The sequence below is a fragment of the Acidovorax sp. DW039 genome, assembly GCF_037101375.1.
In the GTDB taxonomy this organism is placed as follows: domain Bacteria; phylum Pseudomonadota; class Gammaproteobacteria; order Burkholderiales; family Burkholderiaceae_C; genus Acidovorax.
Map to the genome: position 1 here is coordinate 1,874,515 of NZ_AP029019.1, position 26,688 is coordinate 1,901,202.

Consider the following 26,688-nt stretch of genomic DNA (forward strand, 5'->3'; position numbering starts at 1 on the left):
GCAGCGCAGTTGACAGACTTCAATTGGCGAACCACCGCATCGGCACCGTCACCAGCGATGGAAACAGCACCATCAGGAACATCACCGCAAACTGCGCCACCATGAACGGGATCACGCCCCGCGTCACGTCGTCCATGCGCATCTTGCCCACGCCGGCCACCACGTTCAGCACGGTGCCGACCGGCGGAGTGATGAGCCCGATGGCGTTGTTGATGATGAACAGCACGCCGAAGTAGACCGGGTCGATGCCTGCGGCCTTCACCACCGGCATCAGCACGGGTGTGAGGATGAGGATGGTGGGGGTCATGTCCATGGCGGTGCCCACGGCCATCACCAGCACCATGATGGCGATGAGCAGCAGCGTGGGGTGCTCCATCAGCGGCTTGAGCAGGGCCACCAGTTGGCGCGGAATGTCCGCCACGGTGATGAGCCAGGCGCTGACCATGGCGGCGGCCACCAGGAACATGATCACGGCCGTGGTTTTGGCGGCGCTGGTGAACACCTCGGCCAGCTGGCGCCAGTGCAGCTCGCGGTAAACCACCGTTGCCACAAACAGGGCGTAAACCGCAGCCACCGCCGCCGCCTCGGTGGGCGTGAACACGCCCATCTTCAAGCCCACGATCACGATGACCGGCAGGAACAGCGCCCAGGTGGATTCCTTGAGCGCCTGCAGCTTCTCGGCGGTGGAGGCCTTGGGCGGTGGCGTGACGTTTTCGCGCTGCGACACCCAGTACCAGGTGACTGCAATCGCCAGGCCCATCAGCAGCCCCGGCACGATGCCCGCCAGAAACAGCTTGCTGATCGACACATTGGCCGCCACGCCAAACACCACAAAGCCGATGGAGGGTGGAATGACCGGAGCGATGATGCCGGCCGAGGCAATCAGCCCGCCCGCACGCGCCTTGTCGTGCCCGGCTTTGACCATCATGGGCAGCAGCAGGGCCGCCAGCGCTGCCGTGTCGGCCACGGCAGAGCCGGACAGCGCCGCCAGCATGCAGGCCGCGAGGATGGCCACAAAGCCCAGCCCGCCGCGCTTGTGCCCCACCAGCGTGAGCGCGAGCTTGACGATGCGCTGCGACAGCCCGCCCACGTTCATGATTTCGCCCGCCAGCATGAAGAAGGGCACCGCCAGCAGCGGAAAGCTGTCGGCGCCGTTGACGACGTTCTGCGCCAGGATCTGTGCGTCAAACAGGTCCAGGTGCCACATGAGGGCGACGCCGGACACCAGCAGCGCGTAGGCAATCGGCACGCCGATGGCCATGGCGGCCAGCAGGGAGCCGAGGAAGATAAAAACGGTCATGGAAGAACGCTCCAGGTCATTGCGGTGGGCGGCTCACTGGCGCGAGGCCGTGGGCGCGGGGGCTGCGTGGGGCAGTTGGCTGCCCACGGCGGCCAGTTCTTCGGACTCGGAGATCTGCACCAGTTCGCTGTCCGGCATCTGCCCTGACACAATGCGCCACAGGTCCAGCGCCAGCAACAGGCCCGCCGCCACGGCAAACACCACGCCGGACGCATAAAAGATGGCCATGGACGCACCGGTGACCGGCGCATCCACATCCCAGTTGATGCGCGCCTGCGCCAGTGCGCCGCTGAACAGCAGCCAGGTGCACCAGATCATCAGCGCGTAGCTCAGGGCCAGGCAAATGCGCTGGCCCAGCGGTGGCAGGCGCGCCAGCAAAAAGTCCGTGCCCAGGTGGCCCCGCTCGCGCACCGCCACGATGGCGCCCAGGAAGGTGATCCACACGAACAGCCAGCGCGAGACCTCCTCGCTGATGGCAATGCCGGAGTTGAACGCATAGCGCAGCACCACGTTGCCGAACACCATGGCCACCATCACGGCCAGCGCCAGGGCGATGAGCAGGTTGATGGCGCGGCAGCAGCGGTCGATGAAGGCATTGAGCATGGGTGTCTCCTGTTTTTCTTTTTGACTCAGAGTGCGGTGTCCTGCAGCAACCCGCGCTGCGCCAGGTTGGCCATGAAGGCGCGCAGGCCAAAGCGCCAGGGCGGCGCGGCCTCGCTGTGGGTCACGCGGTTGTGCAGGCCGCCCAGCCAGGCGCTCTGGATGGACACCAGGTCGCCCAGGTGGTGGGTGAAGCCGCCACCCGGCTGGTCGCGGTCTTCGATGGGCGCGAACAGCGTGCCCATGAACAGCATGAACCCATCCGGGTACTGGTGCGCGGCCAGCGTCTGTGCCACCAGGTCGGTGGGGTCGCGGCTGATGCTGGCCATGGTGTTGATGCCGCGCAGCTCAAAGCCGTCCGTGCCCGCCACGCGCAGGTGCACGGTTTCATTGCGCACCTGTTCCAGCCCGAAGCTCGCGTCGAACAGGCGGATGAACGGGCCCAGCGCGCACGATGCGTTGTTGTCCTTGGCCTTGCCCAGCAGCAGGGCGCTGCGGCCCTCGATGTCGCGCAGGTTCACGTCGTTGCCCAGCGTGGCGCCCACGATCTGGCCCCGGCTGTTCACGGCCAGCACCACCTCGGGCTCGGGGTTGTTCCAGGCCGAGTCGGAGCGGATGCCAATGTCGTCGCCGCAGCCCACCGAGGCCAGCACGGGCGCCTTGGTGAACACCTCGGCATCGGGGCCAATGCCCACCTCCAGGTACTGCGACCACAGGCCTTTGTCCTGCAGCAGCGCCTTCAGGCGCATGGCCTCGGGCGAGCCGGGGCGGATGTCGGCCAGGTTCTCACCAATGAGGCCGATGACCTGGCCGCGCAGGCCCTGCGCGCGGGTCGCGTCGCCGCGCGCCTGTTCTTCGATCACGCGCTCGATCAGGCTGGCCGCAAACGTCACGCCCGCAGCTTTCACCACCTGCAAATCGCACGGGGCCAGCAGCCAGGGACGGGTGGTGTCGCGCGCGCCGGGTTGGCTGTTGGCCAGCAGGTCTTGCACGCAGCACAGGTACTGGCCCGTGGCGGTGCGCGCAGCCTCGGCAGGCGCCAGGGTGTCGAGCAGCGTGCTCATGGTGGGGTAGTGCGCGCTGAGGTCAACAACACCTTCGGGCCGCAGTGCCACTACCGCGGGGCCAGGAACGGCGCCACTGGGCACCCACACGCGGCCGACCAGTGTGCCTTGCAGGCCATCGTCGGGGAGCACTTGCAACGCGGCTTGGGGCGCACGGGCCCGTTCGGCAACTGCCGCTGCCGTCATGTTGTTCATGGAGAGTCCTTTTGAAAAAAGCCGGGTGAGCGCGAGTGCCTCACCTGGTCGTTGTCAGTGGTTGTGGCGTGGCGTTTGTTCGGAAATGCGCTGAAATTTCAGCGCAAAGTCCAGCGTCGCGCCATCCGCCAGCTGCCCCGTTTTCTCGCGGTACAGCGCCTCCCACGGCGACTGGCTCGCGGGCATGGGCGGGGCGGGCGGGGCGGGCAGCTCGCGCTTGCGGCGCGCGATTTCTTCCGGTTCGACCAGCGCATCGCAGCGGCCGGTGTTCAGGTCGATGCGGACCGTGTCCCCGCTTTGCAGCCAACTCAGCCCTCCACCCACCGCGCTCTCCGGCGATGCGTTGAGGATGGACGGGCTGTCCGCCGTGCCCGACTGGCGCCCGTCGCCCAGCGTGGGCAGGGTGTTGATGCCGCGCCGGATCAGCGCGTCCGGCGGCTGCATGTTCACCACCTCGGCCGAGCCGGGCCAGCCGATGGGGCCCGCGCCGCGCATCACCAGGATGCAGCCTTCGTCGATGTCGAGCTCCGGATCGTTGATGCGCGCGTGGTAGTCGTCTGCGCCTTCAAAGACCACCGCGCGGGCTTCAAAGATGCCTTCCGCGCCCGGCTTGCTCAGGTATCGCTGACGGAAGGCTTCGGAGATGACCGAAGTCTTCATGATCCCGAAGTCGAACAGGTTGCCGCTGAGCACCATGAAGCCGGCCTTTTCCATCAGCGGGTTGCTGAAGGGGCGGATCACCTCGCGGTCATGGGTTTCGCGGCCTTGCAGGTTCTCGCCCACGGTCTTTCCGGTCACGCTGGCGCAGTCGGCGTGCAGCTTGCCCGCCTGCTGCAGCTCCCACATCAGGGCGGGAACGCCGCCGGCGCGGAAGAAGCGCTCGCCCAGAAACTGCCCCGCAGGCTGCATGTTCAGCAGCAGCGGCAGGTCGTAGGCGTGGTCGGTCCAGTCCTGTGCATCGAGCTGCACGCCCGCGTGCCGCGCCATGGCCATGATGTGCACCTGCGCGTTGCTGCTGCCGCCGGCCACGCTGACCACTGACAGCGCGTTCAAGAAACTCTCGCGCGTCAGGATGCGCGAGGGGCGCAGGTCTTCGTACGCCATCTCCACGATGCGCCGCCCGGTCTCGTAGGCCATCTGGCCACGCTCGCGGTACGGCGCCGGGATGGCCGCGCAGCCCGGCAATGACAGGCCCAGCGCCTCAGCCACCGCGTTCATGGTGGAGGCCGTGCCCATGGTGTTGCAGTGCCCGGCAGATGGGGCGCTGTTGCAGGCGCGCTGCAAGAATTCTTCTTCGTCGATCTCGCCCGCCGCGAGCTGGCGGCGGCTGCGCCAGATGACGGTGCCCGAGCCCACTAGCTGCCCCTCGTGCCAGCCATCGAGCATCGGCCCGCCCGAGAGCACGATGGCCGGAATGTCCACCGTGGACGCGGCCATGACGCCTGCGGGCGTGGTCTTGTCGCAGCCCGTGGTCAGCACCACCGCATCGATGGGGTAGCCGTACAGGATCTCCACGAGGCCCAGGTAGGCCAGGTTGCGGTCCAGCGCGGCCGTGGGGCGGCGGCAGTTCTCAAAGATGGGGTGGACGGGGAACTCCATCGGGATGCCACCCGCATCGCGGATGCCATCGCGCACGCGGCGCGCCAGATCCAGGTGGATGCGGTTGCAGGGCGACAGGTCGCTGCCCGTCTGCGCAATGCCGATGATGGGCCGGCCCGAGCGCAGTTCTTCGGGCGTGAGCCCGTAGTTCATGAACCGCTCCAGGTACAGCGCGGTCATGTCCGAGCGCTCGGGCGCGGCAAACCATTCGCGGGAGCGGAAGGGGCGGCGGGGTGTTCTTGTCATGGGATCGAAGCGTTGCAAAAGAGGGGACGGGGGCAGCCGTACGCTGCGCCCCGGGAAGCGCACAAGTTACTTGCCGCCCCGCGCCTTGGCCAGTTCGCCCATCAGCTCGTTGGTGGTCTCTTCACCAAACTCCTTGCTGTACTTGGCCAGCACGGGCTGTAGCTTGGTGCGCAGCTTGGCCTGTTCGGCGGCGGGCAGCTCGGTGATCTGCATGCCAGCCTTTTTCAGCTCGCCCAGTGCGGTTTCGCTGAAGGCGCGGATGGTCTTGCGCTCGAACAGCGTGGCCTCGCGCGCGGCCTCCTGCACGATCTTCTTCTCGTCGGCCGAGAGGCCGTCCCAGGTCTTCTTGGAGATGAGCAGCACCCACGCGCTGTACATGTGGCGCGACAGCACCAGGTGCTTTTGCACTTCATAGAACTTGCTGGCCAGAATGGTGGCGGGCGGGTTCTCCTGGCCGTCCACGGCTTTCTGCTCCATGGCGGTGTACAGCTCGGTGAAGGGCATGGGCGTGGCGTTGGTGCCCAGGGCGTTGAAGGTGTCGAGGAACAAGGGGCTTTGGATCACGCGCAGTTTCAGGCCCGCCAGATCATCGGCCGTGTTGATGGCTCGGCGCGAATTGGTCACGTGGCGAAAGCCGTTCTCCCAGAAGCCCAGGCCGATCAGGCCTTTGTCCGGCAGCATGGCCAGCAGCTTCTGGCCGAAGGGTCCGTCCAGCACCGCGTCGGCTTCTACCTCGCTGTTGAAGGTGAGCGGCAGGTTCAGCACGCCAAAGGGCTTGATCAGCGACATCAGCGTGGACGAATCCGGAATCGTCATCTCCAGCGTGCCGCCGCGCAGGGCCGAGGTCATGCTCACGTCATTGCCCAGCGCGCCGCTGGCAAACAGCTTGGCGTTCATCTTGCCGCCGCTCTTGGCCTGCAGGCGCTCGGCAAAGTGGCGCACGGCCTGGGCCTGCGGGTGGTCTTCGCTCAGGCCGATGCCGACCTTGAAGGTATGTTCCTTGACTTGCGCGGCGACGGGGGCAGTAAGGGCGGCCAGCAGCGTGGCAGAGAGGGCCAAGGATTTGGCGAGGGTCTTGAATGGCATGGTGTCTTGTCTCCGTTGGAATGGCGAGACCCCGCTGGCGAGGCCGTCGGCGCTTGCGGCTTTTTTTGGGCAAGCCGTCATGGACGCAGGGCGAAGATTAGGTTGCGTGTTCTGCTGGGTCCACTGAATGTTTTGCGACAATCCATTCCAAACGCTTATGAGTCCAGAAGAATTTCCGGGTAAACCCTTGTCTTTGGCGCAGGCCTGTGCGCGGCTGCGCTTTCGGCATTTGCAGTTTCTGGACATCCTGGGCCGCACCCGCAACCTGCGGCTCACGGCCGAGCAGATGCACGTCACGCAGCCTGCGGCCACCAAGATCCTGATGGACATCGAGGAGATCCTGGAGGCGCGCCTGTTCGACCGCCTCTCGCGCGGCATGCGGCCCAACGAGCTGGGGCTTTTCACGCTGCGCTACGCCAGTGCGGCGCTGGATGGGCAGCGCAAGTTTGTCGATGAATTCAATGCGCTCAAGCAGGGCGGCCATGGCCACGTGACGGTGGGCGCCATCACCGGGTCGGCCGCACATGTGCTGGTGGCATCGGTAGTCGAAATCCAGCGCCTGCGGCCCCTCTTGGTCATCAAGATCCTGGAGCAGAGCAGCGACCAGCTCATCGCCTGGCTGGCCGAGCGCAAGATCGACCTGATGATCGGCCGCTTCACCAGCGAGGACCAGCGCAGCCAGTTTCGCTACGAGCAGCTGTCGGCCGAGCCCATGTCGGTGGTGGCCGGGCCGCACCACCCGCTGCGCGGCGCGGCCGACCTGTCGCTGACCGAGCTGGCCCACTGGCCTTGGATTCTGTACCCGCCCTCCACGGCGGTGCGCAAGGTGTCGGACGACCTGTTTGGCGGGGCCGGCCTGTCGCTTACCGCAGGCGTGGTGGAAACGCCCTCGTTCCTGTTCGCGCTCGAATTGATGAATGCCACGCCCATGCTGTCTCTGCAGCCCTCTGCGCTGGTCGAAAAATATGTGCACCGTGGGCTGCTGGCCCGCATCCCCGTAGGCTGGCCCGACCGCATGCCGGGCTATGGCCTGATCACCCGCCTGAGTGAGCCGCCTACGCCTGCAGCGCAGGCTTTTATGGCAGTGCTCCGCCAAGTGGCTGGTGTAGCGCCTGAGCAGCCTGAGAGCTGACATTCCGATAACCGCTGGTTATTGAGGGGCAGGTGGTGAATCCATTGCCGTTATGCTCTGCGCCCTTTTGCTCCGCCCCTTGCCATGACCGAAATGCACGAAGCTCCAGACACGATTCAGGAACCCCGACTCTGGAGCGATGGCCGCTGGACGGCGAAGGTCATCAAGAACGAGGACGACGATGGCTGGGCGGTGGCCATGACGCTGCAGGGGGAGTCTGAACCTGCACTGGTCGGCCCCTGGACCATGGGGCGGGACAAGAAAAACCCCAAGCCGCTTGACGTGTCGGCCTTCCACACCCTGGTGAAGACAGCGAGCGAGGTGCTGCGCCGCCACGAACAGCAACTGCATGCCCAGTTGAACAAAAGCGTGACCATCGTGGCTGCAGACGGGCAGCGCCTGCGTGTGGCTTTGAACATCGTTCCCGACGAGGAGGGCGCTACGGCCACCTTGCGCGCAGAAGACGCCTTTGGCCAGGAGGTGGCGCGTGTGCCGGTTTCTCCTGCGTTCCGTTTGACTGCAGCGAGTGCTACGGCCTGGGCGGATAGCGGGTTCGAGCGGCCGCGCTAAGAGTCGCCAATACAACCCCTCCGGCGTCGTTGTCCGGTCTTGTTGTACCGCTGGTACTGCCTGCTACGGACCACCTGGCCAGAGTCACCTCGCTGGGTCGCGTTCGCTGTTCCAAGCGCTCTCTCAACCATACGGCAGGTGAGCAGGCTGACGCTTTCTCGGCGTGGAAACCTACAGCGGGTTGCGCTGATGAGCTGGGGTGGAGTGCGATGAAATGACTAGATTTCATGAGGACGTCGGCGGTGACGCTCATTGTCAAACCTGTTTCATCGGAGCTCTTTGTGCGTTCCTTACTTTGCATTACGCCTCGCCCCCTTACCCACGGCGTTAAGTCCTTCGGGATGTCTGGAAAATTGGCGCGAACAAGCGTTGCCGGGCTCTGCCTGTGTGTGTGGCCGTGGATGGCTTTTGCGCAGCAGAACGTTGCTGGCGATGCGGCGCCTGCAACGCTAGAGCAGCGTCGCATGTTTCTGGATGGGGGGCGTGCTGCGGGAGATGTTGGGCTCGCCTCAGTCGGGTTGCAATGGCCTTGGACATGGCGCCGCTCTTTGATGGGTGGGGCGCTCACAGGGCATTGGGAGGTGCACCTGGCCCGTTGGCGTGTGCCCGAAGGGACTGCGGAGCCAGGAGTGGGGCGTCTGTGGACGCAGTGGGCGTTGGTGCCTGCGTTGCGTTGGCGTCCGGATGAAGGGCGATCTGCCTGGTTTGTGGAGGGTGGCATTGGGGTATCGGTCATGGACGGCCACTACGCCACGCGGCACAAGGCTTTCAGCACCCGCTTCAACTTCACCGACCATGTGGGTGTGGGTGTTAGTTTTGGTGCGCAGCGTCAGCACGAACTCATTTTGCTGGCCCGTCACGTCTCCAACGGAGGCATACGCAAACCCAATCCTGGGGAAAACTTTGTCCAACTGCGGTACAGCCGATCCTTTTGATGCGGTTGGCTGATGCCTGCCTTTTGCAAGGCGTCAGTGTGGAGCGCAGGCTCTAGAATGACCGGGCTGGCGTTGGATTCATTCCATGCCGGCAGCGTTCTCAGGGCGGGGCGGAATTCCCCACCGGCGGTATTTGCAGGCTGAAAAGCCCGCAAGAGCCCGCGAGCGCCTGGGGTGCCGTTCTTCGGAACAGGCCCGCGGGGTCAGCAGATCTGGTGCGACGCCAGAGCCGACGGTCACAGTCCGGATGAAAGAGATCGCGAAACCCACAGCGCGCGTGGCGGCGTGGCTGTGCCTTGGGCGTTTGCGCCTGAGGCGCGGCTGCGCAGCCCGTGTGCTGTGTTCGCGCGCGCCCTGATTCTGGTTTGACCTGTTTTGAGAAACCCATGAATCAGTCTTCTTCTGTCTCTCCCCTCGCTCCCGTGGCAGCCCATCGTGGCGCCCGTGTGGCCATCATCAGTGCCAGCTGGCACCAGGACATCGTGTACCAAGCCCGTGACGCAGCCATTGCCGAACTGGGGCGCCACGGCCTCCCGCCTGAGCAGGTGGCGTTGTTTGATGTACCGGGAGCTTTTGAAATTCCATTGCTTGCCCGCAAGCTGGCCCGCAGCGGCCGCTACGACGCCATCGTGGCCTGCGCTTTGGTGGTGAACGGCGGCATTTACCGCCATGAGTTTGTGACCACCGCCGTGATTGACGGACTGATGCGGGTGCAGCTGGATACCGAAGTGCCCGTCATGTCCGCAGTGCTGACGCCACGTGACTTCCACGACCACGAGGACCACATCCGTTTTTTCCGCGAGCACTTCGTGAAAAAAGGCGTTGAGGTGGCGCAGGCGTGCCTGCAGACTATGGCCTATCTGCGCAAGCTTGCGTCCCCACAGCTGGGTTCCAGCAGTTCTGTGGCACAGGCTGCCTGAGCCTGTGCGATGGAAAGTAGCTCGCTGCTACTTTATTGATAGCTGCTTGCGCTTGTACACAGTGCGCTACAGGCTATTTTCTTGAGTCGTTCCAGTGCAGTGGCTGGCCGATAAGGCAAGGCTGCTGCCTGACCTCGCAAAGGCACACCGCACAGTCGCTTCTGCCAAGAAGGGCTGGCGCGATGTGTCCTCAGCTCCTGGCCAACTGGGCAAGCGGGTGGGCAGGCAGGGCGGGCGGCTCGCTGCCTGAAAGTCTGAACACCGCAACGGCCTGCACCAGTTGCTGGGCCTGCTGCTTCAGGCTGTCCGCCGCTGCGGCGCTCTGCTCAACGAGCGCCGCGTTTTGTTGGGTGACCTGGTCCATCTGGGTGATGGCTTCCCCGATCTGCATGACGCCGTTGCTTTGTTCGCCGCTGGCAGCGCTGATTTCGGCCACGATGCTGCTCACCCTGCGTATGGACGCGACCACTTCATCCATGGTGGCGCCCGCGCGGTCGACCAGTACGCTGCCTTGTTCCACGCGCTCCACGCTGGTGTGAATCAAGTTGCGGATCTCCCTTGCAGCCTCTGCACTGCGCTGTGCCAGGGTGCGGACTTCTCCGGCCACCACGGCAAAGCCGCGTCCTTGCTCGCCTGCGCGGGCGGCTTCCACGGCAGCATTCAGTGCCAGGATGTTGGTCTGGAAGGCAATGCCGTCGATCACGCTGATGATGTCCGCAATCTTGCGGCTGCTGTCGTTGATCCCCTGCATGGTGGTAACCACCTCTGCCACCACCTGTCCGCCTTGCGCTGCGACTTTGGTGGCATCCGCAGCCAGCAGGTTGGCTTGCTGGGCGTTTTCTGCATTGGCCTGCACGGTGGAACTCAGCTCTTCCATCGATGCCGAAGTCTCCTCCAGCGCACTCGCCTGCCGCTCGGTGCGTGCAGACAGGTCGTTGTTGCCCAAGGCAATCTCTGCACTGGCGTCTGCCACGCTGTCTGCGTTATGGCGCACGCGCTGTACCACCCGTGCCAGGCTGCCCTGCATGTCGTGCAGTGCGTTGAGCAGTTGGGCAATTTCGTCCCGCCCTGTGGCAGGGTGGGCGGCGGTCAGATCCCCCGACGCTACCGCCTGAGAGACCCGTACCGCACGACCAATGGGCTGCACCACAGAACGACTGAACAACAGCGCGCCGATGATGCTGGCGGCACACACCACCAACATCACCAGCAAGCTGATGGTGGTGGACTGGCTGGCCCGGCGTGCCGCATCGGTGGCTACCTCCGCGCTGGCCTTGGCAATCAGGTCGCCCGCCTGGTCGAGCAGCTGCGAGGGTTCGCGGTCCATGCCCTGCACTGCTTTGTCGCCCGCCTGCGGATCATGGTCTGCGGCCCGAAAGGCCTCGTAGCCCTTGCGATAGGCCAAGCCCATGCGCTCATGCGCCTGAGCGAAGGCGCGCACCTTGTCCAGTGCGGGGCCGCTGTGCAGGTCAGTCATCAACTGGGTGGCAGCCTGCGCTACCGCTTGTTCCTGCTTGAGGAAGGCGTTCCAGTAGCGCTCGCGTTGTGCGCTGTCCTTGCCGCGCAGCAACACGTTCTTCCACTCCTGCACCTGCACCTTGAAGTCCTGCAGCATGGTGGCCGCACGCCGCTCGTGCTCAAAGTTCTGCGCTACGGTGGTTTCATACACCGCCAGCGCCTGGTTGAGCTGCTGAATCCCGAAGAGCGCTGCCATCATGAGCAGCAGCAGGGCTGCCAGGAAGGCGAGTGGGAGCTTGACACTGAGCTTCATGGAAACCTCCTGCAGTCAACGCGGTATCGGTTACTGGGACGGGAACGCAGCGGTGGCACCACGCATTTTCCGGGCAACCTCTGGCAGAGGTGCACGCAGGTGCACGGGACACGCAGCCCATTATCAGAATTCAATGGGCTTTGTGAAGCAGAAAGTGAGCCAGCCCGGATGGCAGTTCAACAAAAAGCCCCGCGCAGCGGGGTTTGAAGAATGGTTGCAGCACCTGCAAAGTGCTGTGGGTTTTAAGTGGACGCCTCAGTCCATCGTGAGCTTTTGCTTTGCCACCACGTCCTTGTACACGGCCAGTTCTTCGCGCATCTGTTTGGCGAAGGCTTCCGGTGTGTCGGCCATGATGATGGAGCCGGTTTCCTCAATGCGCTTGCGGATGGCCGGGTCTTGCACCACTTTGCGTACCGCGGCGTTGACCTTGTCCACAATGTCCTTGGGCAGGTTTTTTGGACCCACGATGCCGTAGTAGGCCATGCGGTTCACCGGCTCCATGCCCACTTCCTTAAAGGTGGGCACGTTGGGCAACGCGGCCACGCGCTGGGGAGCTGCCACCACGATGGGCACGAGCCTGCCTTCCTTGATGAAGGGCAGGGCGGAGGGCAGGTTGTCAAAGATCAGCGGTACCTGGCCTGCCACCGTGTCCGTCAGCGCCGGGCCAGAGCCACGGTAGGGCACGTGCACCATGAAGGTCTGGGTGCCCAGCTTGAACATTTCCATCATCAGATGCGTGATGCTGCCGTTGCCGGGCGAAGCGTAGGCGTATTTGCCGGGTTCCTTCTTCACGGCGGCGAGCATGCCCTTGTAGTCCTGAAAGGGCAGCTTCGGGTAGGCCGCTATCACGTTGGGCGTGGCGGCAATGTTCACGATGGGTGTGAAATCGGTAGCGACGTTGTACGGAATCTTGGGGTTGATGGCCGGGTTGGTGGCGGTGGTGGAGACGGTGGCCACGCCCAGGTTGTAGCCGTCGGGGGTGGCGCGGGCGGTTTCCGCCGCGCCAATGCTGCCGCCACCGCCACCCTTGTTTTCCACCACCACCGGCTGCCCCAGCTCACGGCCCAAGGGTTCGGCAATGGTGCGCGCCACCAGGTCTGTCGTACCACCCGCCGCAAAGGGCACCAGCAGGCGGATGGGCTTGGTGGGCCAAGTTGATTGTGCGTGGACTGCCGTGGTAGCCAGTGCGATAGCGCCCAAAGTCAGGGCCGTGCGACGGATCATGTTGTCTCCTTGGTTGTAATAAAAGCAGGGCGTGCCTGTCGCTGGCACGCCCGAGTGGGACGGGGCCGTTTTGGGGCCCGGGATCAGATGGCTTTTTGGGCCCGCAATGCGGCAATGCGGGCGTCGTCCAGGCCCAGTTCGCGCAGCACCTCGTCGGTGTGCTGCCCCAGGGCGGGTGGCGCATTGCGCAGCACAGGAGGCGTGGCTGACAGCCGCAGCGGGCTGGCAACGCCGGTGATGTGCGTCACGCCATCAGGGGCCTCGCCATCCTTCCATCGGGGTAACGATACGGCCAGGCCACGGGCCTGCACTTGCGCGTCATCAAACGCCTGCGCAATCGTGTTGATCGGGCCGCAGGGCACGGCCTTGTCTTCCAGCAGCGCAATCCATTCGGCTGTGGTGCGCGTGCGGGTAATGGCCTGCATTGCGGGAATCAGGTCTGCGCGGTGTTGTACGCGCAGGGTGTTGGTGGCAAAGCGTGGGTCAGTGGCCCACTGAGGCTGGTTTGCGGCTGCGCAAAAGCGCTGGAATTGACCGTCATTGCCAATGGCCAGCAGCATGTTGCCGTCGGCGGTCGGAAAGTCCTGGTACGGCGCGAGGCTGGGGTGGCTGTTGCCCATGCGGCCAGGCGCTTTGCCGGTGGCCAGAAAGCCTGCCGCCTGGTTGGCGAGCACGGCCATGCCGACATCGAGCAGCGCCATGTCGATGTGCTGGCCCTGGCCTGTGCCGTTCACGGCGTTGTCGCGCACATGCAGCGCTGCCAGGATGGCGTTGCTGGCATACAGACCGGTGAACAGGTCGATCACGGCCACACCCACGCGCATGGGACCACCGCCGGGTTCGCCGTCTGCATGGCCGGTGATGCTCATGAGTCCAGTCATGGCCTGAATCATCAGGTCGTAGCCCGCGCGTTCGGCGTAAGGCCCGTCTTGCCCGAAGCCGGTGACGGAGCAGTAAATCAGGCGCGGGTTCAGTGCCCGCAGGCTTTCATGGTCCAGCCCGTATTGCTTGAGCCCACCCACCTTGAAGTTCTCCACTACGATGTCGGCCTGCAGCGCCATCTGCTTGATGAGTGCCTGCCCCTCGGGGGTGGCCATGTCGATGGTGACCGAGCGCTTGTTGCGGTTGCAGGCGGTGAAGTAGCTGGCCTGATTCGTATCCTTGCCTTCTGCGTCTTTCAGGAAGGGAGGCCCCCACTGGCGGGTGTCGTCGCCCACGCCCGGGCGCTCCACCTTGATGACATCGGCCCCCAGGTCTGCCAGGACCTGGGTGCACCACGGGCCAGCCAGCACGCGGGAGAGATCCAGTACCTTGATGCCTGCGAGTGCGCCGGCTTGGTGGGGAAGAGCGGTTGTCATGGTCTATGAATAAAAAAGGCCGCTAGCGCTTATTCATCAAGCGCTAGCAGCTATCTTTTTAATAGCGATCAAGGATCGCAGAGAAGGTGGTGGAGGCTGTAGCCGTTTCAGTTGGCAAACGCTGCCAGCCCGGTTTGCGCCCGGCCCAGGATCAGCGCATGCACATCGTGCGTGCCTTCATAGGTGTTCACCACTTCCAGGTTCACCAGGTGGCGTGCCACGCCGAACTCGTCGCTGATGCCGTTTCCGCCCATCATGTCGCGGGCCAGGCGGGCAATGTCCAGCGCCTTGCCGCAGTTGTTGCGCTTGATGATGGAGGTGCCTTCGAACGAGGCTATACCCTCGTCCTTCATGCGGCCAAAGCGCAGTGCGGCCTGCATGCCCAGGGCAATTTCGGTCTGCATGTCGGCCAGCTTTTTCTGGATGAGCTGGTTGGCAGCCAGGGGGCGGCCAAACTGCTTGCGGTCCAGCGTGTACTGGCGGGCGGTGTGCCAGCAGAACTCTGCTGCGCCCATCACGCCCCAGGCAATGCCGTAGCGGGCACTGTTCAGGCAGGTGAAGGGGCCTTTGAGGCCTTGCACTTCAGGGAAGGCGTTTTCCTCGGGCACGAACACGTCGTCCATCACGATCTCGCCGGTGATCGATGCACGCAGACCCACCTTGCCGTGAATGGCAGGGGCCGTCAGACCCTTCCAGCCTTTTTCCAGCACAAAGCCGCGGATGGGGCCGACTGCGCCGCCCTCAGACACTTCCTTGGCCCAGACCACAAACACATCCGCCACGGGGCTGTTGGTGATCCACATCTTGGTGCCCTTGAGCTTGTAGCCGCCGTCCACCTTGTAGGCGCGGGTGGCCATGCTGCCGGGGTCAGAGCCGTGGTCGGGCTCGGTCAGGCCAAAGCAGCCAATCCACTCACCGCTGGCCAGCTTGGGCAGGTACTTCTGCTTCTGGGCTTCAGAGCCAAACTCATAAATGGGCACCATCACCAGCGAGCTTTGCACGCTGGCCATGGAGCGGTAGCCGGAGTCCACGCGCTCCACCTCACGGGCAATCAGACCGTAGGCCACGTAGTTCAGGCCAGGGCCGCCGTACTGCTCAGGGATGGTGGGGCCCAGCAGGCCCAGCTCGCCCATCTCGCGGAAGATGGAGAGATCGGTCTTCTCGTGGCGGAACATGTCCAGCACGCGTGGGGCCAGCTTGTCCTGGCAGTAGGCGGCAGCGGCATCACGGATGGCGCGCTCGTCGTCGGTCAGTTGCTGGTCGATGAGGAAAGGGTCGTCCCATTGAAAGGCAGCGTGTTGGGCCATGGTGTGTCTCCGTGTTGGATCAGGGTGAGTGGGCAAGCCAGCAGATCGCAGGGCGTTTCATGCAGGCTTGGTGAATCTGAAGGGCATCCTAGGCGTTGCTGCAGGCGCAGGCAAACGATTTGTTGGCACGCAGATATGAAGATATTGCATGTCTGGGTCTAAACTGTTGCCTTATCTGGGATTTGCCGAAAACCTGTTCACAGCCATGCGCCGTCATTTGCCATCCACCCAGGCCTTGACCTGTTTTGAAGCCGCAGCACGTCACGAAAGCTACACCCGTGCTGCGCAAGAGCTGTCGCTCACGCAAAGCGCGGTGTCACGGCAGATTCTGGCGCTGGAAGATCAGTTGGGTGTGCAACTCTTCCGCCGTACGCGCCATGGAATGGTGCTCACGCCCGCCGGGCGGCATTACGGACGGCAGGTTGCCCGCTGGCTGCAAGGGCTGGAGCGGGACACATTGGATGTCATGGCCCACCAGGGCGAAGGCGGTACCCTTTCGCTTGCCGCTGTGCCGACATTTGCCACGCGCTGGCTCATTCCACGCCTGCCGCAACTGGCACGCCAGCACCCGGATATCGTGGTGCACATCGATACGCAAACCCGCCCGTTTTTGTTTGCAGACACCACTTTCGATGCCGCCTTGTATGCGGGCACACCTGAGCAGGTGGCCAACTGGCCTGGGGTAAGGGCCCAGTTGCTGATGCATGAGGACGTGGTGCCTGTGTGCAGCCCCCGCCTGCTTGAAGCAGCAGCCCCCCGGGGCCGGGGCCGAGCCCATCAGCCCGTGCCCCCGGATGCCATTGCCCAGCTGCCGCTGCTACAGCAAAGCACCCGGCCCTACGGGTGGCGGCAGTGGTTTGATGCCATGGAGGTGGACGCCCCCCGTGCCTTGGATGGGCCTCGCTACGAACTGTTTTCCATGCTCGCCGTGGCCGCCACGCATGGCATGGGGGTGGCTTTGATGCCGCCTCTGCTCATCGAGGCAGAGCTTGCCAGCGGCGATTTGGTGGTAGCGTGCAATCGCCCGCTGCGCGGGGAGCGGGGGTATTACCTGGTGAGTCCGGCGCTGCCATCCATCTCGCCCGTGCTGCAAACGTTCAGCGCGTGGTTGCAGGGCATGGCCCAGGGTTGATGCCAGCCGGGCTGCCGTGCGTCAGGCCTTGATGAACTCAGGCCGGTCGTTTTGTTGTGGCTTGAGTGGCGCGGCTGCTTTGCCTTCTGCCTTTTCCTTGCGCCACTGCTCCTTGCGGGCCGTCCACTCCCGCAGGCGGGCGTGTGCGACGGTGCTGTCTTTGGCCATCTGCTCTTCATCGGCTACCTGGGCCGCCAGCTCCAGCCGAATGCCATTGGGGTCAAAGAAGTAAATGCTTTTGAAGATGTGGTGATCCGTCACGCCCAGCACTTCCACCCCGTGGGCCAGCAGGCGAGCCTTGGTGTTTTCCAGTTCTTGAACGGTGTTGACGCGAAAGGCGATGTGGTTCACCCACAGCGGAGTATTGGGCGATGGGTCGGGCTTCACGTCGTCGCCCAGGTCGAAGAAGGCGATGAACGAGCCGTCTTGCAGCCGGAAGAAAAAGTGCGTGTACGGGCAGTACTCGCCGGTGCTGGGCACGTAGTCGCTCTGAATGATGTGGTATAGCGGCAGGCCCAGGATGTCTTCGTAGAAGTGGCGGGTTTCCTCGGCATCACGGGCTTTGTAAGCGTAGTGGTGCAGTTGCTGGATGGCCGCTGGCGCGGGCAAAAGGGAGGGCTGTTGGGCTGTAGTCATCGGGTGTCTCCTGGATTTGAGTCAAATTCTACTATTCATAACTAATTTACTTAAAAATAATTTTATGGGTAGGGGCCAAAGCACGCACCCAACAAAAAAGCCACCGCGGCGGCAAGCGCAGCGGTGGCTTTTGAGAGGGGCAGATGCGTGATTACTGCTTGACGGCTTCAATCTGGACGATCAGGCGCACGTTCTTGGGGAAGCCCCAGTCCACGCCATAGTTCAGGCCCCATTGGGTGCGGTCAATGGTGGCTTCAAAGTCGCCGCCACACACTTCACGCTTGAGCATGGGGCTTTGGTAGCAGTTGAACTGGTTGGCCTTCAGGGTGATGGGAGCAGTTTTGCCCAGCAGAGTGAGCTGGCCCGTCACTTCGCTCACGTTGTCGCCCTGGAAGGTGAACTTGTCAGATACGAACTTGATGGTGGGGTATGTGGCGGCGTTGAACAGGTCTGCGCTTTGCAGGTGCTTGTCAAACGCGGGGGTGCCCGAGTTCACCGAAGTCGCGTCGAAGGCGATTTCCACCTTGCCGGTCTTGCCTGCGCGGTCAAATTGCACAGTACCTTCCTTTTTGTCGAAGCGGGCACGGTTCACTGCTGCGCCAAAGTGGCTGATCTCGAACGTCACGAAGGTGTGGGTGGGATCGATGGCGTAGTTGGCAGACTGGGCCTGGGCAGCACCAGCAAACAGAGCGGCCACGGCGGCGAGTGCGAAAAGAGACTTGCGCATGAAGGACTCCTGAAAAAGGAAGGGGTTGAAGGAAGGATGCACGTAAAAAGAGAGAGCGTCGTGTGTGGCGGGGCTCGCTGAAACAAGCTTCAGAGCTTGCCGACGCCGGTGAGGGCGAGCTTGAACTTGACCTGAACGTCGTCTGCCACCATGGAGGTGTCAGCCCACTCGTTCTCGCCAATCTTGAATGCCAGACGCTTGATCGGCAGGGTGCCCATAGCGGTGGTGATGGCACCCGCTTGTGTGAGCGTGGTGGGCACCACGACATTGACAGAAGTGCCCTTGATGGTGAGCTTGCCTGCCACTTCGTACTTGCCGGCACCCAAGGCCTTGATGCTGGTGGATTCGAAGACGGCCTGGGGAAACTTGGGCACGTTGAACCAGACCGGCTTGGGCAGTTCAGCGTCTGTCTCCTTGGAGCCCAGGGTGGCGCTGCCCGTGTCCACGGTGAAGTTGATCTTGCTGGTCGCCAGCTTGGCGGGGTCAAAGGCCACTTGCGCATCAAACTTCTTGAACTGGCCTTCCAGCGGCACACCCATCTGGCGGGCGGTGAACTGGAGCTGGCTTTGGGCTGCGTCCAGCTTCTGCTGCGCCATGGCGGGGGATGCGAGCAGGGTGGCACCAAGGGCCGTGGCGAACGCGATGTGGGTGATCTTCATGAAAACTCCTTGAGATGGCGAGATGCGACTGGTGCTGAGGGTCAGCGTGGGCCGGGCAACATGCGTTGCAGCAGGCCGTCGCGGTCGATGATCTGGTGCTTGAGTGCCGCTGCCACATGCAGAACCACCAAGGCCGCCATGGCAAATGCAGAGATCTGATGCCAGGGTTTGATGGCCTCGGCCAGTTCTTTGCTGACGGGAACAAAGTCAGGCAGTTGCCACAAGCCCAGGAACACGATGGGGAATCCTGCCGCGGAGCTGTAGGCCCAGCCGATCAGGGGCACCGCGAAAAAGAGCACGTACAGCAGGTGGTGGGTGGCGTGGTGGGCCATTTTTTGCCATGCGGGCATCGCTTCTTCCATGGCCCGTGGGAGTGCGGGGGGGCGGTGTGTGATGCGCCAGATCAGCCGCAGCAATGAGAGGGCCAAGATGGTGACCCCAGCCCACTTGTGCCAGTTGTACAGTTTGAGGCGCTGGGGTGAGAAGGGCAGGTCCGCCATGTAGACGCCCAGGGCAAAAATGGCGATCAACCCTAAGCCCAACACCCAATGCAGCAGCATGGCGATGCCGGAGTAGCGGGCAGGACGTTGACGTGTTTCTGAGGTCATGGTGGGTTTGGCCGGATGTGGGTGGAGGCAGGAATCCACCGCACTCCATGGTTGGCAGTGTAGGAACCGACCCTCGGGCGCGGTTTCAGGTGGATTGATGCCTTAATTCAAAAAAACTGAATTGAGAAGGCACTTGCGCTCAAAGTTCCCCAACGCTCGAGTGAGACGTGGGATGCAGTGCCGTGAGCCAAGGGAAAGCCAATTAAGTTACCACCGCACCAAGGCCGCGCACGCAGGGCAACCTTGCAGGCCGTTCGCTTCACCATGAGCCTCTCTGAACAGGTGTCGAAAAAGCTGCAAGGTCGTACCCCCCGCGCTCCTCCGTTCGATCTGAATCTCTGGATGGCGCGTGCAAGGCGTGCACCGCGCCCCAAAGTGCACGTCAGAAGCGTTCAGTGCTGCTGAGCAGCGGCCTTCCAGGCCTGGGCTGCGGTTTCGTGGTCGCCGCGCTGTTCCGCCAGTTCGGCCAGATGTCGCCAGGCACTGGCGCGCAGGCGTTTGTCGTGGAGCTGCCCTGTGGACTGGTTCAGCAACTGCTGTGCTTTGCCCCACAACTGGCGCTTCAGGCACGCCATACCGGCCAGGTACTGAAGGCGCGCGTCGCGTGGGTTGGCCTGTTGCGCGGCTTCAATCCTTGCCAACCATGCGGCATCAATCGAATCGAGGCCTTCTTCCAGTGACTGGATGAGCTTGAGGGCGAGCCCTTCAGGTAAGCCATCGGGCAGCTCCACCATGCGTTCCCACACAGGCAGGAGCCACGCCCGCACTTGTGCTGCGTCCCCGCCCAGGTGGGCCAGGCGCTGCGCGGCTTGCACCGCCAGTTCGGGCATGCTGCGTTCCGAGTTTTCCAGCGCCGTCCAGGTCTGCACAAGCTGGGCGGGATCGTGCGCGGACTGGATCAATTCGATAGCCAGCCCGCGCACGATGCTTTGCGCGGCACCAGCAGAGAAGGCGCGGTGCTTGCCCAGCAGCCGGGCCGTGTCCAGTGCTTCACGGGTCTGGCGGGCTTGTCGCGTGGCCTTGAGCTTGATGCGCAGGGCCAGTGTGCGGCGGGCAGCCCCTTGGGGCAGGGCCGCCAAGCGCTCCAGCGTGATGCTGGGGTCGCGGTCGTCCAGACTCCAGCGGGCCGAGCGGATTTGCACGCCCTCGCGCAGCTCCTGTTCCTGCGAGCTGCCTCGCTGGGGTGCCTCTTCAAGGGCCTGGTGAAGGTGGCTCTCACGCGTGGCACGGTCTTGTAGGGCGTGGGATGACTCGGCTGCAATCATGTGCGCCAGGGTGCGCAGTTGCCTGCCATGCGGCACGGGCTCATTCGCTGCCTGCAAGGCGCTTTCTTGCGACAGCGAGGCCAGGGCCGACTTGCGCGAGCGCAGGAAACGACCCGCCAGCATGTGGGTGAGTGCGTCCAGCAATGCCTGGTGCATGGCGCGTTCCTTTTGCTGCACACGCCAGCGCCGGGCCTGATGGGGCAGTTCCAGCAAGGCTGCCAGTGCACGCAGGGCGGCATACACGGTGATGAACCCGCCCACCAGCAGCAAGATCACGAGGTTGAGCGAGAGGTCGACCCGGTAAGGGGGCCAGTACAGGGTGACCGTGCCCTGGTTGTTACCGGCAAACAGCGCTGCCGCCACGGCAACGCCAAACAGAGCCAAAAGCCACAATGCAGCGCGCATGGTTCAGCCCCTCTCAGCGGCCTGCAGCGGCCGTGGCCAGCGCAGAAAGGGTTTCGTCCAGGCGCGGCAGCTCGGCGGCTTTCATGTGCTGCTGGGCTTGCTGCAGCATGCTGGCGGCGTTCTGTGTGCGACGGGATGCGGGGTCGAAGTACTTGTTGAGCGCCACCGAAGCCGCAGTCAGGTCTGCCCGGGCCGAGTCGTACTGGCGGGCCAAAACCCCCAGGCGGGCGTTGAGCAGTTTGAGCTTGAGGTTTTCGCGCAGGAAGAAGGTCTGGTCGGGTGCCAGAAGGATGGCTTCGGGCTGGTCAATGCGGCTCACGCGCACCAGGCCTCGGGCCTCGTCGCGCACCACCTCCCACCCGCGCTGCAGGGCTGCGCGCCACCAGGGCAGGTCTGCGTTGTCAGTGGCGGGTGCTGCGCCAGAGGCGGGAGCGCCCATTCTGCGTGTGGCAGCGGCCTGCGCCACGGCGTTGAGCACAGGCAGCTCGTCCACTTGCCTAACCAGTTCATCCAGCCGTCCTAGTAAACCTGCGGTGTCGGTCACCGTGGCGCGCGTCAGGCGATCCAGATCGCGACCAATGGCGCGTTGCAGGGGTGCCAGGCGTGGCTGGGCGGCCCGCTCGATCCGCTGGTTGGCTGTTTTGAGTGCCGCAACCAGAGGCTCCAGTCCACCCGTCAACTGGGCCTGTTGCTGGGCAAGGCGAATGGCGGATTCGATGTCCACCACCAAGTTCTCGTCACGAGAGCGTGACAGGCTCTGCATCAGCTCTTCAAGCTGGCTGCGTTGCAAGGCCACTTCGCTAACGCGGGCCTCTGCCACTGACAGGCGGGCCGCCGTCTCGCGCACCTGGTCTTCCGCCTGGCGCGCAATGGTGCGGGCTTCAATGGCCAGTGCGCCGGAGTCTGCAGACTGCCGGGCGAGCTGTTCCTGAATGCCGCTGAGCTTTTGCCACAGCAGCACGCTGCTGGTGAGCGCCCCCGCTGCCACGATGCCCAGCAGCAGTTGCCCCAGGCCCATACCACCCGAAGCCGTATGGCGGGTGGGCGATGGGGCTGGTGCCTCCGCACCCGAAGGCGTGGCGGCAGTCGTAGGGGGTGTTGTAGTAGGGGCGGGGGTTGCTGCAGGTTGCGGCAGATCAGGAGCAGAACTCATGCCCCGGATTCTATCGACGCCACCACGTCTGCAAGGGCTGGGCGGCATTCGCGCACCTGACCAAATCCTGCGTCGCGTGCGGTTTTGGCAATGCGCGGATGGGTGGCCAAGGCGCTGGCGGTGTGCCAGCTTTGCTGGGGCAGTGCCGCACTCAAATGGGCAATGGCCTCGGAGCTGCTGAAAAGCCAGACGGACCCATTGCTGGCCGCCTGCCGTGCAAGGGTCAGTTCATCCGTAGTGAAGGCCGGGGCACCCCGTTGGTATGCCACCACAAATTCCACCTGCGCGCCTGCCGCTTCTATCTGGCGGGCCAGCCAGTCGCGGCCTGTGCCTTCTGATTCATGCACACCTGCAGAGCGCCCGCGCACGATCAGGATGCGGTCTCCCGGCTGCACTTGCCCATGCACCTGTTGCCACAGCGTTTCCGAATCAAACTGCGCTGCGTCGGCTGCGGGGCCATCAATGCGGTCTGCCGCAAACCCCTGCTCCTGCAGCACTCTGGCCGTGCCGGGGCCGGGTGCCCATGCTCTAGTTTTGATAGCTGCTTGCGCTTGATTATCAAGCGCTGGAGCATGATTTGACTCAAAGAAATACAGCGCAGCATTGCCGCTGACGAACATGACCGCCCGGTAGTCTTGCAGCCTTTGAAGCGCTTGGGCCACGGCGGTCTGGGATGCAGGGTCTGTGACCGGGCCGATATGGATCAGTGGCAGGGCCACCGCAGCAATACCCCGCTGCACCAGCTGCTCCACCCACGGCGCTGCCTCGCGTGCAGGGCGGGTGACGATGACTTGCGGGGGGAACATGGCGGGGCCCGCGGGTGCTTATGGAGCTGGCGTTCGGTTGGTGCTCAGTGCGCTGCCGGGGCGGCTGCCCCTTCTGCCCCCCGCGCTCCAGCATCGCGCAGGCGCTGGGCAATCGCAAGGCCCAGTGCATCAGCCTCGGCCAGCGTGGTTACATGGGCGCTGGCGCTGGCGCGCACCAGGGGGGCCTGGCCCTCGGGGTCTCCCCATGCTGCGTCCAGGTGCAGAGTCGTGCCTTCCAGGTGGCCATGGGCGGCCAGAGGCATGGAGCAGCTGCCGCCCATCGCGCGGCTCACGGCGCGCTCCGCCGTCACGGTCAGCCATGTGGGCATGTGGGCCAATGGGGCCAGGGCGTCGATCAGGTCCTGGCGATCGCTGCGCACTTCGATGCCCAGAGCACCTTGGCCCGCTGCGGGCAGCATGTCAGAGGGGTCGAAGGTGGTGCGGATGCGGTTGCCCAGCTCCAGGCGCTTGAGGCCTGCCGCTGCCAGCACGATGGCGTCGTACTGGCCTTCGTCCAGCTTGCGCAGGCGGGTGTCCAGGTTGCCCCGCAAGGGTTCAATCTTGAGGTCGGGTCGCAGGGCCTGCAGCAGTACCTGACGGCGCAGGCTGGATGTGCCCACCACCGCACCAGCGGGCAGATCCTGCAGGCTGGCGTAGCGGGGGGATACGAAGGCGTCGCGGGGGTCTTCCCGCTCCATCACGCAGGCCAGCGCAAAACCTGCGGGCAGTTCCATGGGTACATCTTTGAGCGAGTGCACGGCAATGTGCGCCCGGCCTTCTTCCAGTGCCACCTCCAGCTCCTTGACGAACAGACCCTTGCCGCCGACCTTGGACAGGGATCGGTCCAGGATCTGGTCACCCTTGGTGGTCATGCCGAGCAACTCCACCTGATGGCCCCGCGCACGCAGCAAGGCTTGCACATGTTCTGCCTGCCAGAGGGCCAGCCGACTCTCGCGGGTGGCGATGACGATGGGGGTGTTTTGCGTGCTCAAGTTCGTAACCTGTTTGTAATCATTCGGCGGCGGGCGATGCTAGCATGCGCCCGCATCCGGCTTCGTCAGCGCGAGTCCACATACATCAACAGGACGGCTGATAGCGGGCCGCCCCTTCCTCACTTCACGGAGACACGCGCGAATGAAACGATCCGACAAGGACCAGCCCCTGATTGACGATATCCGCCTGCTGGGCCGCATTCTGGGCGATGTCATTCGCGAGCAGGAGGGCGTGGACGCCTACGAGCTGGTGGAGCAGGTCCGCAAGCTGTCGGTGGCTTTTCGCCGGGATGCGGACCAGGAGGCCGACCGGGCTCTCAAGAAGCTGCTCAAGTCCCTGACGGGCGACCAGACGGTGAGCGTGATCCGCGCCTTCACCTATTTCAGTCACTTGGCCAACTTGGCTGAAGACCGCCATCACATCCGCCGTCGTGCCGTGCATGAGCGTGCGGGCGACACCCAGGAAGGCAGCATTGAGGTGGCCCTCTCGCGCCTGCGCTGGGCTGGCATCCCGCCCAAGACCATTTCACAAACTCTAGCGGGCAGCTACGTGGCCCCGGTGCTGACAGCTCACCCCACTGAAGTGCAGCGCAAGAGCATTCTGGACGCCGAGCGTGACATTGCCCAGTTGCTGGCGGCGCGTGACGACATTCGCGTGCGTGCCCAGCTCTACAACACCGCCAAAGACGCGCTGACCCCGCGCGAGCTGGCTGCCAATGAGGCGCAGCTGCGCGCCCGTGTCACGCAGCTGTGGCAAACACGGCTGCTGCGCTACAGCAAGCTCACCGTGGCGGATGAGATTGAAAACGCTCTGAGCTACTACGAGGCAACGTTCCTGCGCGAGATCCCCAAAATCTACGCCGACCTGGAAGCCGAGCTGGGTCAGTACCCCGTGCACAGCTTTCTGCGCATGGGCCAGTGGATTGGTGGCGACCGCGACGGCAATCCGAATGTGACGGCGCAGACACTGCAATACGCGCTGGCGCGGCAGGCTGAAGTGGCGCTACGGCACTACCTGACTGAAGTGCACTACCTGGGGGGCGAGCTGTCCTTGTCTGCCCGCCTGGTCAACGTGTCGCCCGAGATGGAGGCCCTGGCCCAGAGGTCTCCTGACACCAGCGAGCACCGGGTGGATGAGCCGTACCGCCGTGCCTTGACGGGTATCTACGCACGTCTGGCGGCTTCGTTGAAAGAACTGACCGGTGGCGAGGCTGCACGGCATGCGGTGGCTCCGCAAAACCCCTACGCCAGCCCGGACGAGTTCCTCGCAGACCTGCGCGTGATCGAGGCATCGCTCAAGGCCCACCATGGCGAGGCGCTGGCGGCAGAGCGCCTGCATCCCCTGATCCGCGCCGTGCAGGTGTTTGGCTTCCATCTGGCCACGGTGGACTTGCGCCAGAGTTCGGACAAGCATGAGGAAGTGGTGGCCGAGCTGCTGGCCAAGGCGCGAATTGAGCTGCATTACGCCGACTTGCAGGAAGCTGCGAAGCGGGCGCTGCTGATCAAACTGCTCAATGATGCGCGCCCCTTGCGTGTGGTGGGTGCCGAATACTCGGCCCACGCGCAGGGAGAGCTGGCGATTTTTGAGACAGCCCGCGTGATGCGCGAGCGTTTTGGCCCGGATGCCATTCGCCACTACATCATCAGCCACACCGAAACAGTGAGCGACCTGCTGGAGGTGTTGCTGCTGCAAAAAGAAGTGGGGCTGATGAATGGCACGCTGGACGCTGAATCGCGCAACCACCTGATCGTGGTGCCGCTGTTTGAAACCATTGAAGACTTGCGCAACGCCGCACCCATCATGCGTGAGTTCTATGCGTTGCCTGGCGTTGCAGCCCTGGTGCAGCGCAGCGGTGGCGAGCAGGACATCATGCTGGGCTACAGCGACAGCAACAAGGACGGTGGCATCTTCACCAGCAACTGGGAGCTGTATCGCGCCGAGATCGCCCTGGTGGAGCTGTTCGACGAGCTGGCTACCTCGCATGGCATCCAGTTGCGCATGTTCCATGGCCGGGGCGGCACCGTGGGACGCGGCGGTGGCCCCAGCTACCAGGCCATCCTGGCGCAGCCCCCGGGCACCGTGCGCGGGCAGATTCGCCTCACGGAGCAGGGCGAGGTGATCGCCTCCAAATACGCCAACCCCGAGATCGGGCGACGTAACCTGGAAACCCTGGTGGCCGCCACCCTGGAGGCCACGCTGCTGCAGCCCACCAAGCCTGCAACCAAGGCGTTTCTGGAGGCTGCAGCCCAGCTCTCGCTGGCCAGCATGGGGGCCTATCGCGCGCTGGTGTACGAAACCCCTGGTTTCACGGACTATTTTTTCAATTCCACCCCCATCCGCGAGATTGCCGAGCTCAACATTGGCTCGCGCCCTGCATCGCGCAAGGCGAGCCAGAAGATTGAAGACCTGCGCGCCATTCCCTGGGGTTTCAGCTGGGGCCAGTGCCGCCTGACATTGCCCGGCTGGTTCGGCTTTGGCTCGGCGGTGGAAGCCTTTGTCAACGCCGAAGGCAAGGACCCCAAAACCCAGCTCGCCTTGCTGCAGAAGATGTACCGCCAATGGCCGTTCTTCCGCACCCTGCTGTCCAACATGGACATGGTGCTGGCCAAGAGCGATCTGGCGCTGGCCTCACGCTACAGCGAACTGGTCACCGATGCGCGCCTGCGCAAAAAGGTGTTCACTGCGATTGAAGCCGAGTGGCAACGTACCACCGATGCGCTGGCCCGCATCACCGGCGACAAGCAGCGTCTGGCACACAACACGGCCTTGGCTCGGTCCATCAAGCACCGCTTTCCGTACATTGATCCATTGCACCATTTGCAGGTGGAGCTGGTGCGCCGCTGGCGCGCAGGGCAGGGCGATGAGCGGGTCCAGACGGGTATTCATATCTCCATCAACGGTATTGCTGCGGGTCTGCGCAATACGGGCTGATGATCTGGCGCATCGGGGATGCTGGAGGCAACGCCAGCGTCCCTCGTGCGTTGGCGTTCGTCTGAA

The 26,688-nt window shown here is 63.9% G+C and carries 23 protein-coding genes and 1 riboswitch; of the genes, 6 read left to right on the plus strand and 17 right to left on the minus strand.

What is annotated here, in order from left to right:
- Positions 1–19: 19 nt before the first annotated feature.
- The 5 genes from AACH87_RS08415 to AACH87_RS08435 all read right to left on the minus strand — a co-directional run bounded on the left by AACH87_RS08415 (position 20) and on the right by AACH87_RS08435 (position 6,090).
- Entirely contained in the window at positions 20–1,300 is a 1,281-nt protein-coding gene (locus tag AACH87_RS08415) for a TRAP transporter large permease subunit (RefSeq protein ID WP_338798330.1), read from the minus strand.
- A 33-nt stretch (positions 1,301–1,333) separates the two neighbouring features.
- Positions 1,334–1,903, minus strand: a complete 570-nt coding sequence (locus AACH87_RS08420; RefSeq protein ID WP_338798331.1) for a TRAP transporter small permease — start codon at positions 1,901–1,903, stop codon at positions 1,334–1,336.
- Between the two features lie 26 nt (positions 1,904–1,929).
- Positions 1,930–3,159 carry a fumarylacetoacetate hydrolase family protein gene (locus tag AACH87_RS08425; protein ID WP_338798332.1) on the minus strand — a complete coding sequence of 410 codons (1,230 nt, stop codon included), beginning with the start codon at positions 3,157–3,159 and terminating at the stop codon, positions 1,930–1,932.
- Positions 3,160–3,213: 54 nt separating this feature from the next.
- Entirely contained in the window at positions 3,214–5,004 is a 1,791-nt protein-coding gene (locus AACH87_RS08430; protein ID WP_338798333.1) for an IlvD/Edd family dehydratase, read from the minus strand.
- A 66-nt stretch (positions 5,005–5,070) separates the two neighbouring features.
- Complete coding sequence (locus tag AACH87_RS08435) at positions 5,071–6,090, minus strand: TRAP transporter substrate-binding protein (protein WP_338798334.1); 1,020 nt, start codon at positions 6,088–6,090, stop codon at positions 5,071–5,073.
- Between the two features lie 157 nt (positions 6,091–6,247).
- Here AACH87_RS08435 and AACH87_RS08440 point away from each other — a divergent pair, with 157 nt between their 5' ends.
- The 4 genes from AACH87_RS08440 (at position 6,248) to AACH87_RS08455 (ending at position 9,647) form a co-directional block, all read left to right on the plus strand.
- Positions 6,248–7,222, plus strand: a complete 975-nt coding sequence (locus AACH87_RS08440; RefSeq protein ID WP_338798335.1) for a LysR family transcriptional regulator — start codon at positions 6,248–6,250, stop codon at positions 7,220–7,222.
- Between the two features lie 84 nt (positions 7,223–7,306).
- A complete protein-coding gene (locus AACH87_RS08445) occupies positions 7,307–7,792 on the plus strand; it encodes a hypothetical protein (protein ID WP_338798336.1) in 486 nt (161 codons plus the stop codon).
- Positions 7,793–8,256: 464 nt separating this feature from the next.
- Entirely contained in the window at positions 8,257–8,727 is a 471-nt protein-coding gene (locus AACH87_RS08450) for an acyloxyacyl hydrolase (protein ID WP_338798892.1), read from the plus strand.
- Between the two features lie 92 nt (positions 8,728–8,819).
- Positions 8,820–8,990, plus strand: a riboswitch (FMN riboswitch).
- 123 nt (positions 8,991–9,113) lie between these two features.
- Positions 9,114–9,647, plus strand: a complete 534-nt coding sequence (locus AACH87_RS08455) for a 6,7-dimethyl-8-ribityllumazine synthase (protein WP_338798337.1) — start codon at positions 9,114–9,116, stop codon at positions 9,645–9,647.
- Between the two features lie 190 nt (positions 9,648–9,837).
- Here AACH87_RS08455 and AACH87_RS08460 read toward each other — a convergent pair whose 3' ends face one another.
- The 4 genes from AACH87_RS08460 to AACH87_RS08475 all read right to left on the minus strand — a co-directional run bounded on the left by AACH87_RS08460 (position 9,838) and on the right by AACH87_RS08475 (position 15,307).
- Entirely contained in the window at positions 9,838–11,418 is a 1,581-nt protein-coding gene (locus AACH87_RS08460; protein ID WP_338798338.1) for a methyl-accepting chemotaxis protein, read from the minus strand.
- A gap of 255 nt (positions 11,419–11,673) precedes the next feature.
- Positions 11,674–12,642, minus strand: a complete 969-nt coding sequence (locus AACH87_RS08465; RefSeq protein WP_338798340.1) for a tripartite tricarboxylate transporter substrate binding protein BugE — start codon at positions 12,640–12,642, stop codon at positions 11,674–11,676.
- An 83-nt stretch (positions 12,643–12,725) separates the two neighbouring features.
- The gene (locus AACH87_RS08470; protein ID WP_338798341.1) at positions 12,726–14,000 is read right to left on the minus strand and encodes a CaiB/BaiF CoA-transferase family protein; all 1,275 of its coding nucleotides are present in this window, start codon (positions 13,998–14,000) and stop codon (positions 12,726–12,728) included.
- 107 nt (positions 14,001–14,107) lie between these two features.
- Entirely contained in the window at positions 14,108–15,307 is a 1,200-nt protein-coding gene (locus AACH87_RS08475; protein WP_338798342.1) for an acyl-CoA dehydrogenase, read from the minus strand.
- 205 nt (positions 15,308–15,512) lie between these two features.
- Between AACH87_RS08475 and AACH87_RS08480 the strand changes: the two genes are divergently transcribed.
- A complete protein-coding gene (locus AACH87_RS08480) occupies positions 15,513–16,439 on the plus strand; it encodes a LysR family transcriptional regulator (RefSeq protein ID WP_338798894.1) in 927 nt (308 codons plus the stop codon).
- Between the two features lie 21 nt (positions 16,440–16,460).
- On the opposite strand, the gene AACH87_RS08485 is transcribed toward AACH87_RS08480, so the two are convergent.
- The 8 genes from AACH87_RS08485 to hemC form a co-directional block, all read right to left on the minus strand.
- Positions 16,461–17,075 carry a VOC family protein gene (locus AACH87_RS08485; RefSeq protein WP_338798343.1) on the minus strand — a complete coding sequence of 205 codons (615 nt, stop codon included), beginning with the start codon at positions 17,073–17,075 and terminating at the stop codon, positions 16,461–16,463.
- Between the two features lie 151 nt (positions 17,076–17,226).
- A complete protein-coding gene (locus AACH87_RS08490; RefSeq protein ID WP_338798344.1) occupies positions 17,227–17,802 on the minus strand; it encodes a YceI family protein in 576 nt (191 codons plus the stop codon).
- Between the two features lie 89 nt (positions 17,803–17,891).
- The gene (locus AACH87_RS08495; RefSeq protein WP_338798345.1) at positions 17,892–18,461 is read right to left on the minus strand and encodes a YceI family protein; all 570 of its coding nucleotides are present in this window, start codon (positions 18,459–18,461) and stop codon (positions 17,892–17,894) included.
- Positions 18,462–18,502: 41 nt separating this feature from the next.
- Positions 18,503–19,069 (minus strand): cytochrome b, encoded by a 567-nt coding sequence (locus AACH87_RS08500; protein ID WP_338798347.1) that lies wholly within the window; start codon positions 19,067–19,069, stop codon positions 18,503–18,505.
- Positions 19,070–19,461: 392 nt separating this feature from the next.
- A complete protein-coding gene (locus AACH87_RS08505; RefSeq protein ID WP_338798348.1) occupies positions 19,462–20,739 on the minus strand; it encodes a heme biosynthesis HemY N-terminal domain-containing protein in 1,278 nt (425 codons plus the stop codon).
- A 13-nt stretch (positions 20,740–20,752) separates the two neighbouring features.
- Positions 20,753–21,757: a uroporphyrinogen-III C-methyltransferase gene (locus AACH87_RS08510; protein WP_338798896.1), complete on the minus strand. Its 1,005-nt coding sequence runs from the start codon at positions 21,755–21,757 to the stop codon at positions 20,753–20,755.
- A gap of 131 nt (positions 21,758–21,888) precedes the next feature.
- Complete coding sequence (locus AACH87_RS08515; protein ID WP_338798349.1) at positions 21,889–22,698, minus strand: uroporphyrinogen-III synthase; 810 nt, start codon at positions 22,696–22,698, stop codon at positions 21,889–21,891.
- A gap of 44 nt (positions 22,699–22,742) precedes the next feature.
- Complete coding sequence (hemC, locus tag AACH87_RS08520) at positions 22,743–23,690, minus strand: hydroxymethylbilane synthase (protein WP_338798350.1); 948 nt, start codon at positions 23,688–23,690, stop codon at positions 22,743–22,745.
- A gap of 142 nt (positions 23,691–23,832) precedes the next feature.
- Here hemC and ppc point away from each other — a divergent pair, with 142 nt between their 5' ends.
- The gene (gene ppc / locus AACH87_RS08525) at positions 23,833–26,622 is read left to right on the plus strand and encodes a phosphoenolpyruvate carboxylase (protein ID WP_338798351.1); all 2,790 of its coding nucleotides are present in this window, start codon (positions 23,833–23,835) and stop codon (positions 26,620–26,622) included.
- The last annotated feature ends 66 nt before the right edge of the window (positions 26,623–26,688 follow it).

Excerpts from the sequence above, each read along its gene's own strand:
- AACH87_RS08445 (WP_338798336.1), top strand. The coding sequence starts at position 7,307 with ATGACCGAAATGCACGAAGCTCCAGACACGATTCAGGAACCCCGACTC.
- AACH87_RS08430 (WP_338798333.1), bottom strand. The coding sequence starts at position 5,004 with ATGACAAGAACACCCCGCCGCCCCTTCCGCTCCCGCGAATGGTTTGCC.
- AACH87_RS08455 (WP_338798337.1), top strand. The coding sequence starts at position 9,114 with ATGAATCAGTCTTCTTCTGTCTCTCCCCTCGCTCCCGTGGCAGCCCAT.
- AACH87_RS08435 (WP_338798334.1), bottom strand. The coding sequence starts at position 6,090 with ATGCCATTCAAGACCCTCGCCAAATCCTTGGCCCTCTCTGCCACGCTG.
- AACH87_RS08470 (WP_338798341.1), bottom strand. The coding sequence starts at position 14,000 with ATGACAACCGCTCTTCCCCACCAAGCCGGCGCACTCGCAGGCATCAAG.
- AACH87_RS08490 (WP_338798344.1), bottom strand. The coding sequence starts at position 17,802 with ATGCGCAAGTCTCTTTTCGCACTCGCCGCCGTGGCCGCTCTGTTTGCT.
- AACH87_RS08495 (WP_338798345.1), bottom strand. The coding sequence starts at position 18,461 with ATGAAGATCACCCACATCGCGTTCGCCACGGCCCTTGGTGCCACCCTG.
- AACH87_RS08505 (WP_338798348.1), bottom strand. The coding sequence starts at position 20,739 with ATGCGCGCTGCATTGTGGCTTTTGGCTCTGTTTGGCGTTGCCGTGGCG.
- AACH87_RS08500 (WP_338798347.1), bottom strand. The coding sequence starts at position 19,069 with ATGACCTCAGAAACACGTCAACGTCCTGCCCGCTACTCCGGCATCGCC.
- AACH87_RS08480 (WP_338798894.1), top strand. The coding sequence starts at position 15,513 with ATGCGCCGTCATTTGCCATCCACCCAGGCCTTGACCTGTTTTGAAGCC.
- AACH87_RS08515 (WP_338798349.1), bottom strand. The coding sequence starts at position 22,698 with ATGTTCCCCCCGCAAGTCATCGTCACCCGCCCTGCACGCGAGGCAGCG.
- AACH87_RS08475 (WP_338798342.1), bottom strand. The coding sequence starts at position 15,307 with ATGGCCCAACACGCTGCCTTTCAATGGGACGACCCTTTCCTCATCGAC.
- AACH87_RS08440 (WP_338798335.1), top strand. The coding sequence starts at position 6,248 with ATGAGTCCAGAAGAATTTCCGGGTAAACCCTTGTCTTTGGCGCAGGCC.
- AACH87_RS08420 (WP_338798331.1), bottom strand. The coding sequence starts at position 1,903 with ATGCTCAATGCCTTCATCGACCGCTGCTGCCGCGCCATCAACCTGCTC.
- AACH87_RS08415 (WP_338798330.1), bottom strand. The coding sequence starts at position 1,300 with ATGACCGTTTTTATCTTCCTCGGCTCCCTGCTGGCCGCCATGGCCATC.
- AACH87_RS08450 (WP_338798892.1), top strand. The coding sequence starts at position 8,257 with ATGTTTCTGGATGGGGGGCGTGCTGCGGGAGATGTTGGGCTCGCCTCA.
- AACH87_RS08510 (WP_338798896.1), bottom strand. The coding sequence starts at position 21,757 with ATGGGCCTGGGGCAACTGCTGCTGGGCATCGTGGCAGCGGGGGCGCTC.
- AACH87_RS08425 (WP_338798332.1), bottom strand. The coding sequence starts at position 3,159 with ATGAACAACATGACGGCAGCGGCAGTTGCCGAACGGGCCCGTGCGCCC.
- ppc (WP_338798351.1), top strand. The coding sequence starts at position 23,833 with ATGAAACGATCCGACAAGGACCAGCCCCTGATTGACGATATCCGCCTG.
- AACH87_RS08460 (WP_338798338.1), bottom strand. The coding sequence starts at position 11,418 with ATGAAGCTCAGTGTCAAGCTCCCACTCGCCTTCCTGGCAGCCCTGCTG.
- AACH87_RS08465 (WP_338798340.1), bottom strand. The coding sequence starts at position 12,642 with ATGATCCGTCGCACGGCCCTGACTTTGGGCGCTATCGCACTGGCTACC.
- AACH87_RS08485 (WP_338798343.1), bottom strand. The coding sequence starts at position 17,075 with ATGACTACAGCCCAACAGCCCTCCCTTTTGCCCGCGCCAGCGGCCATC.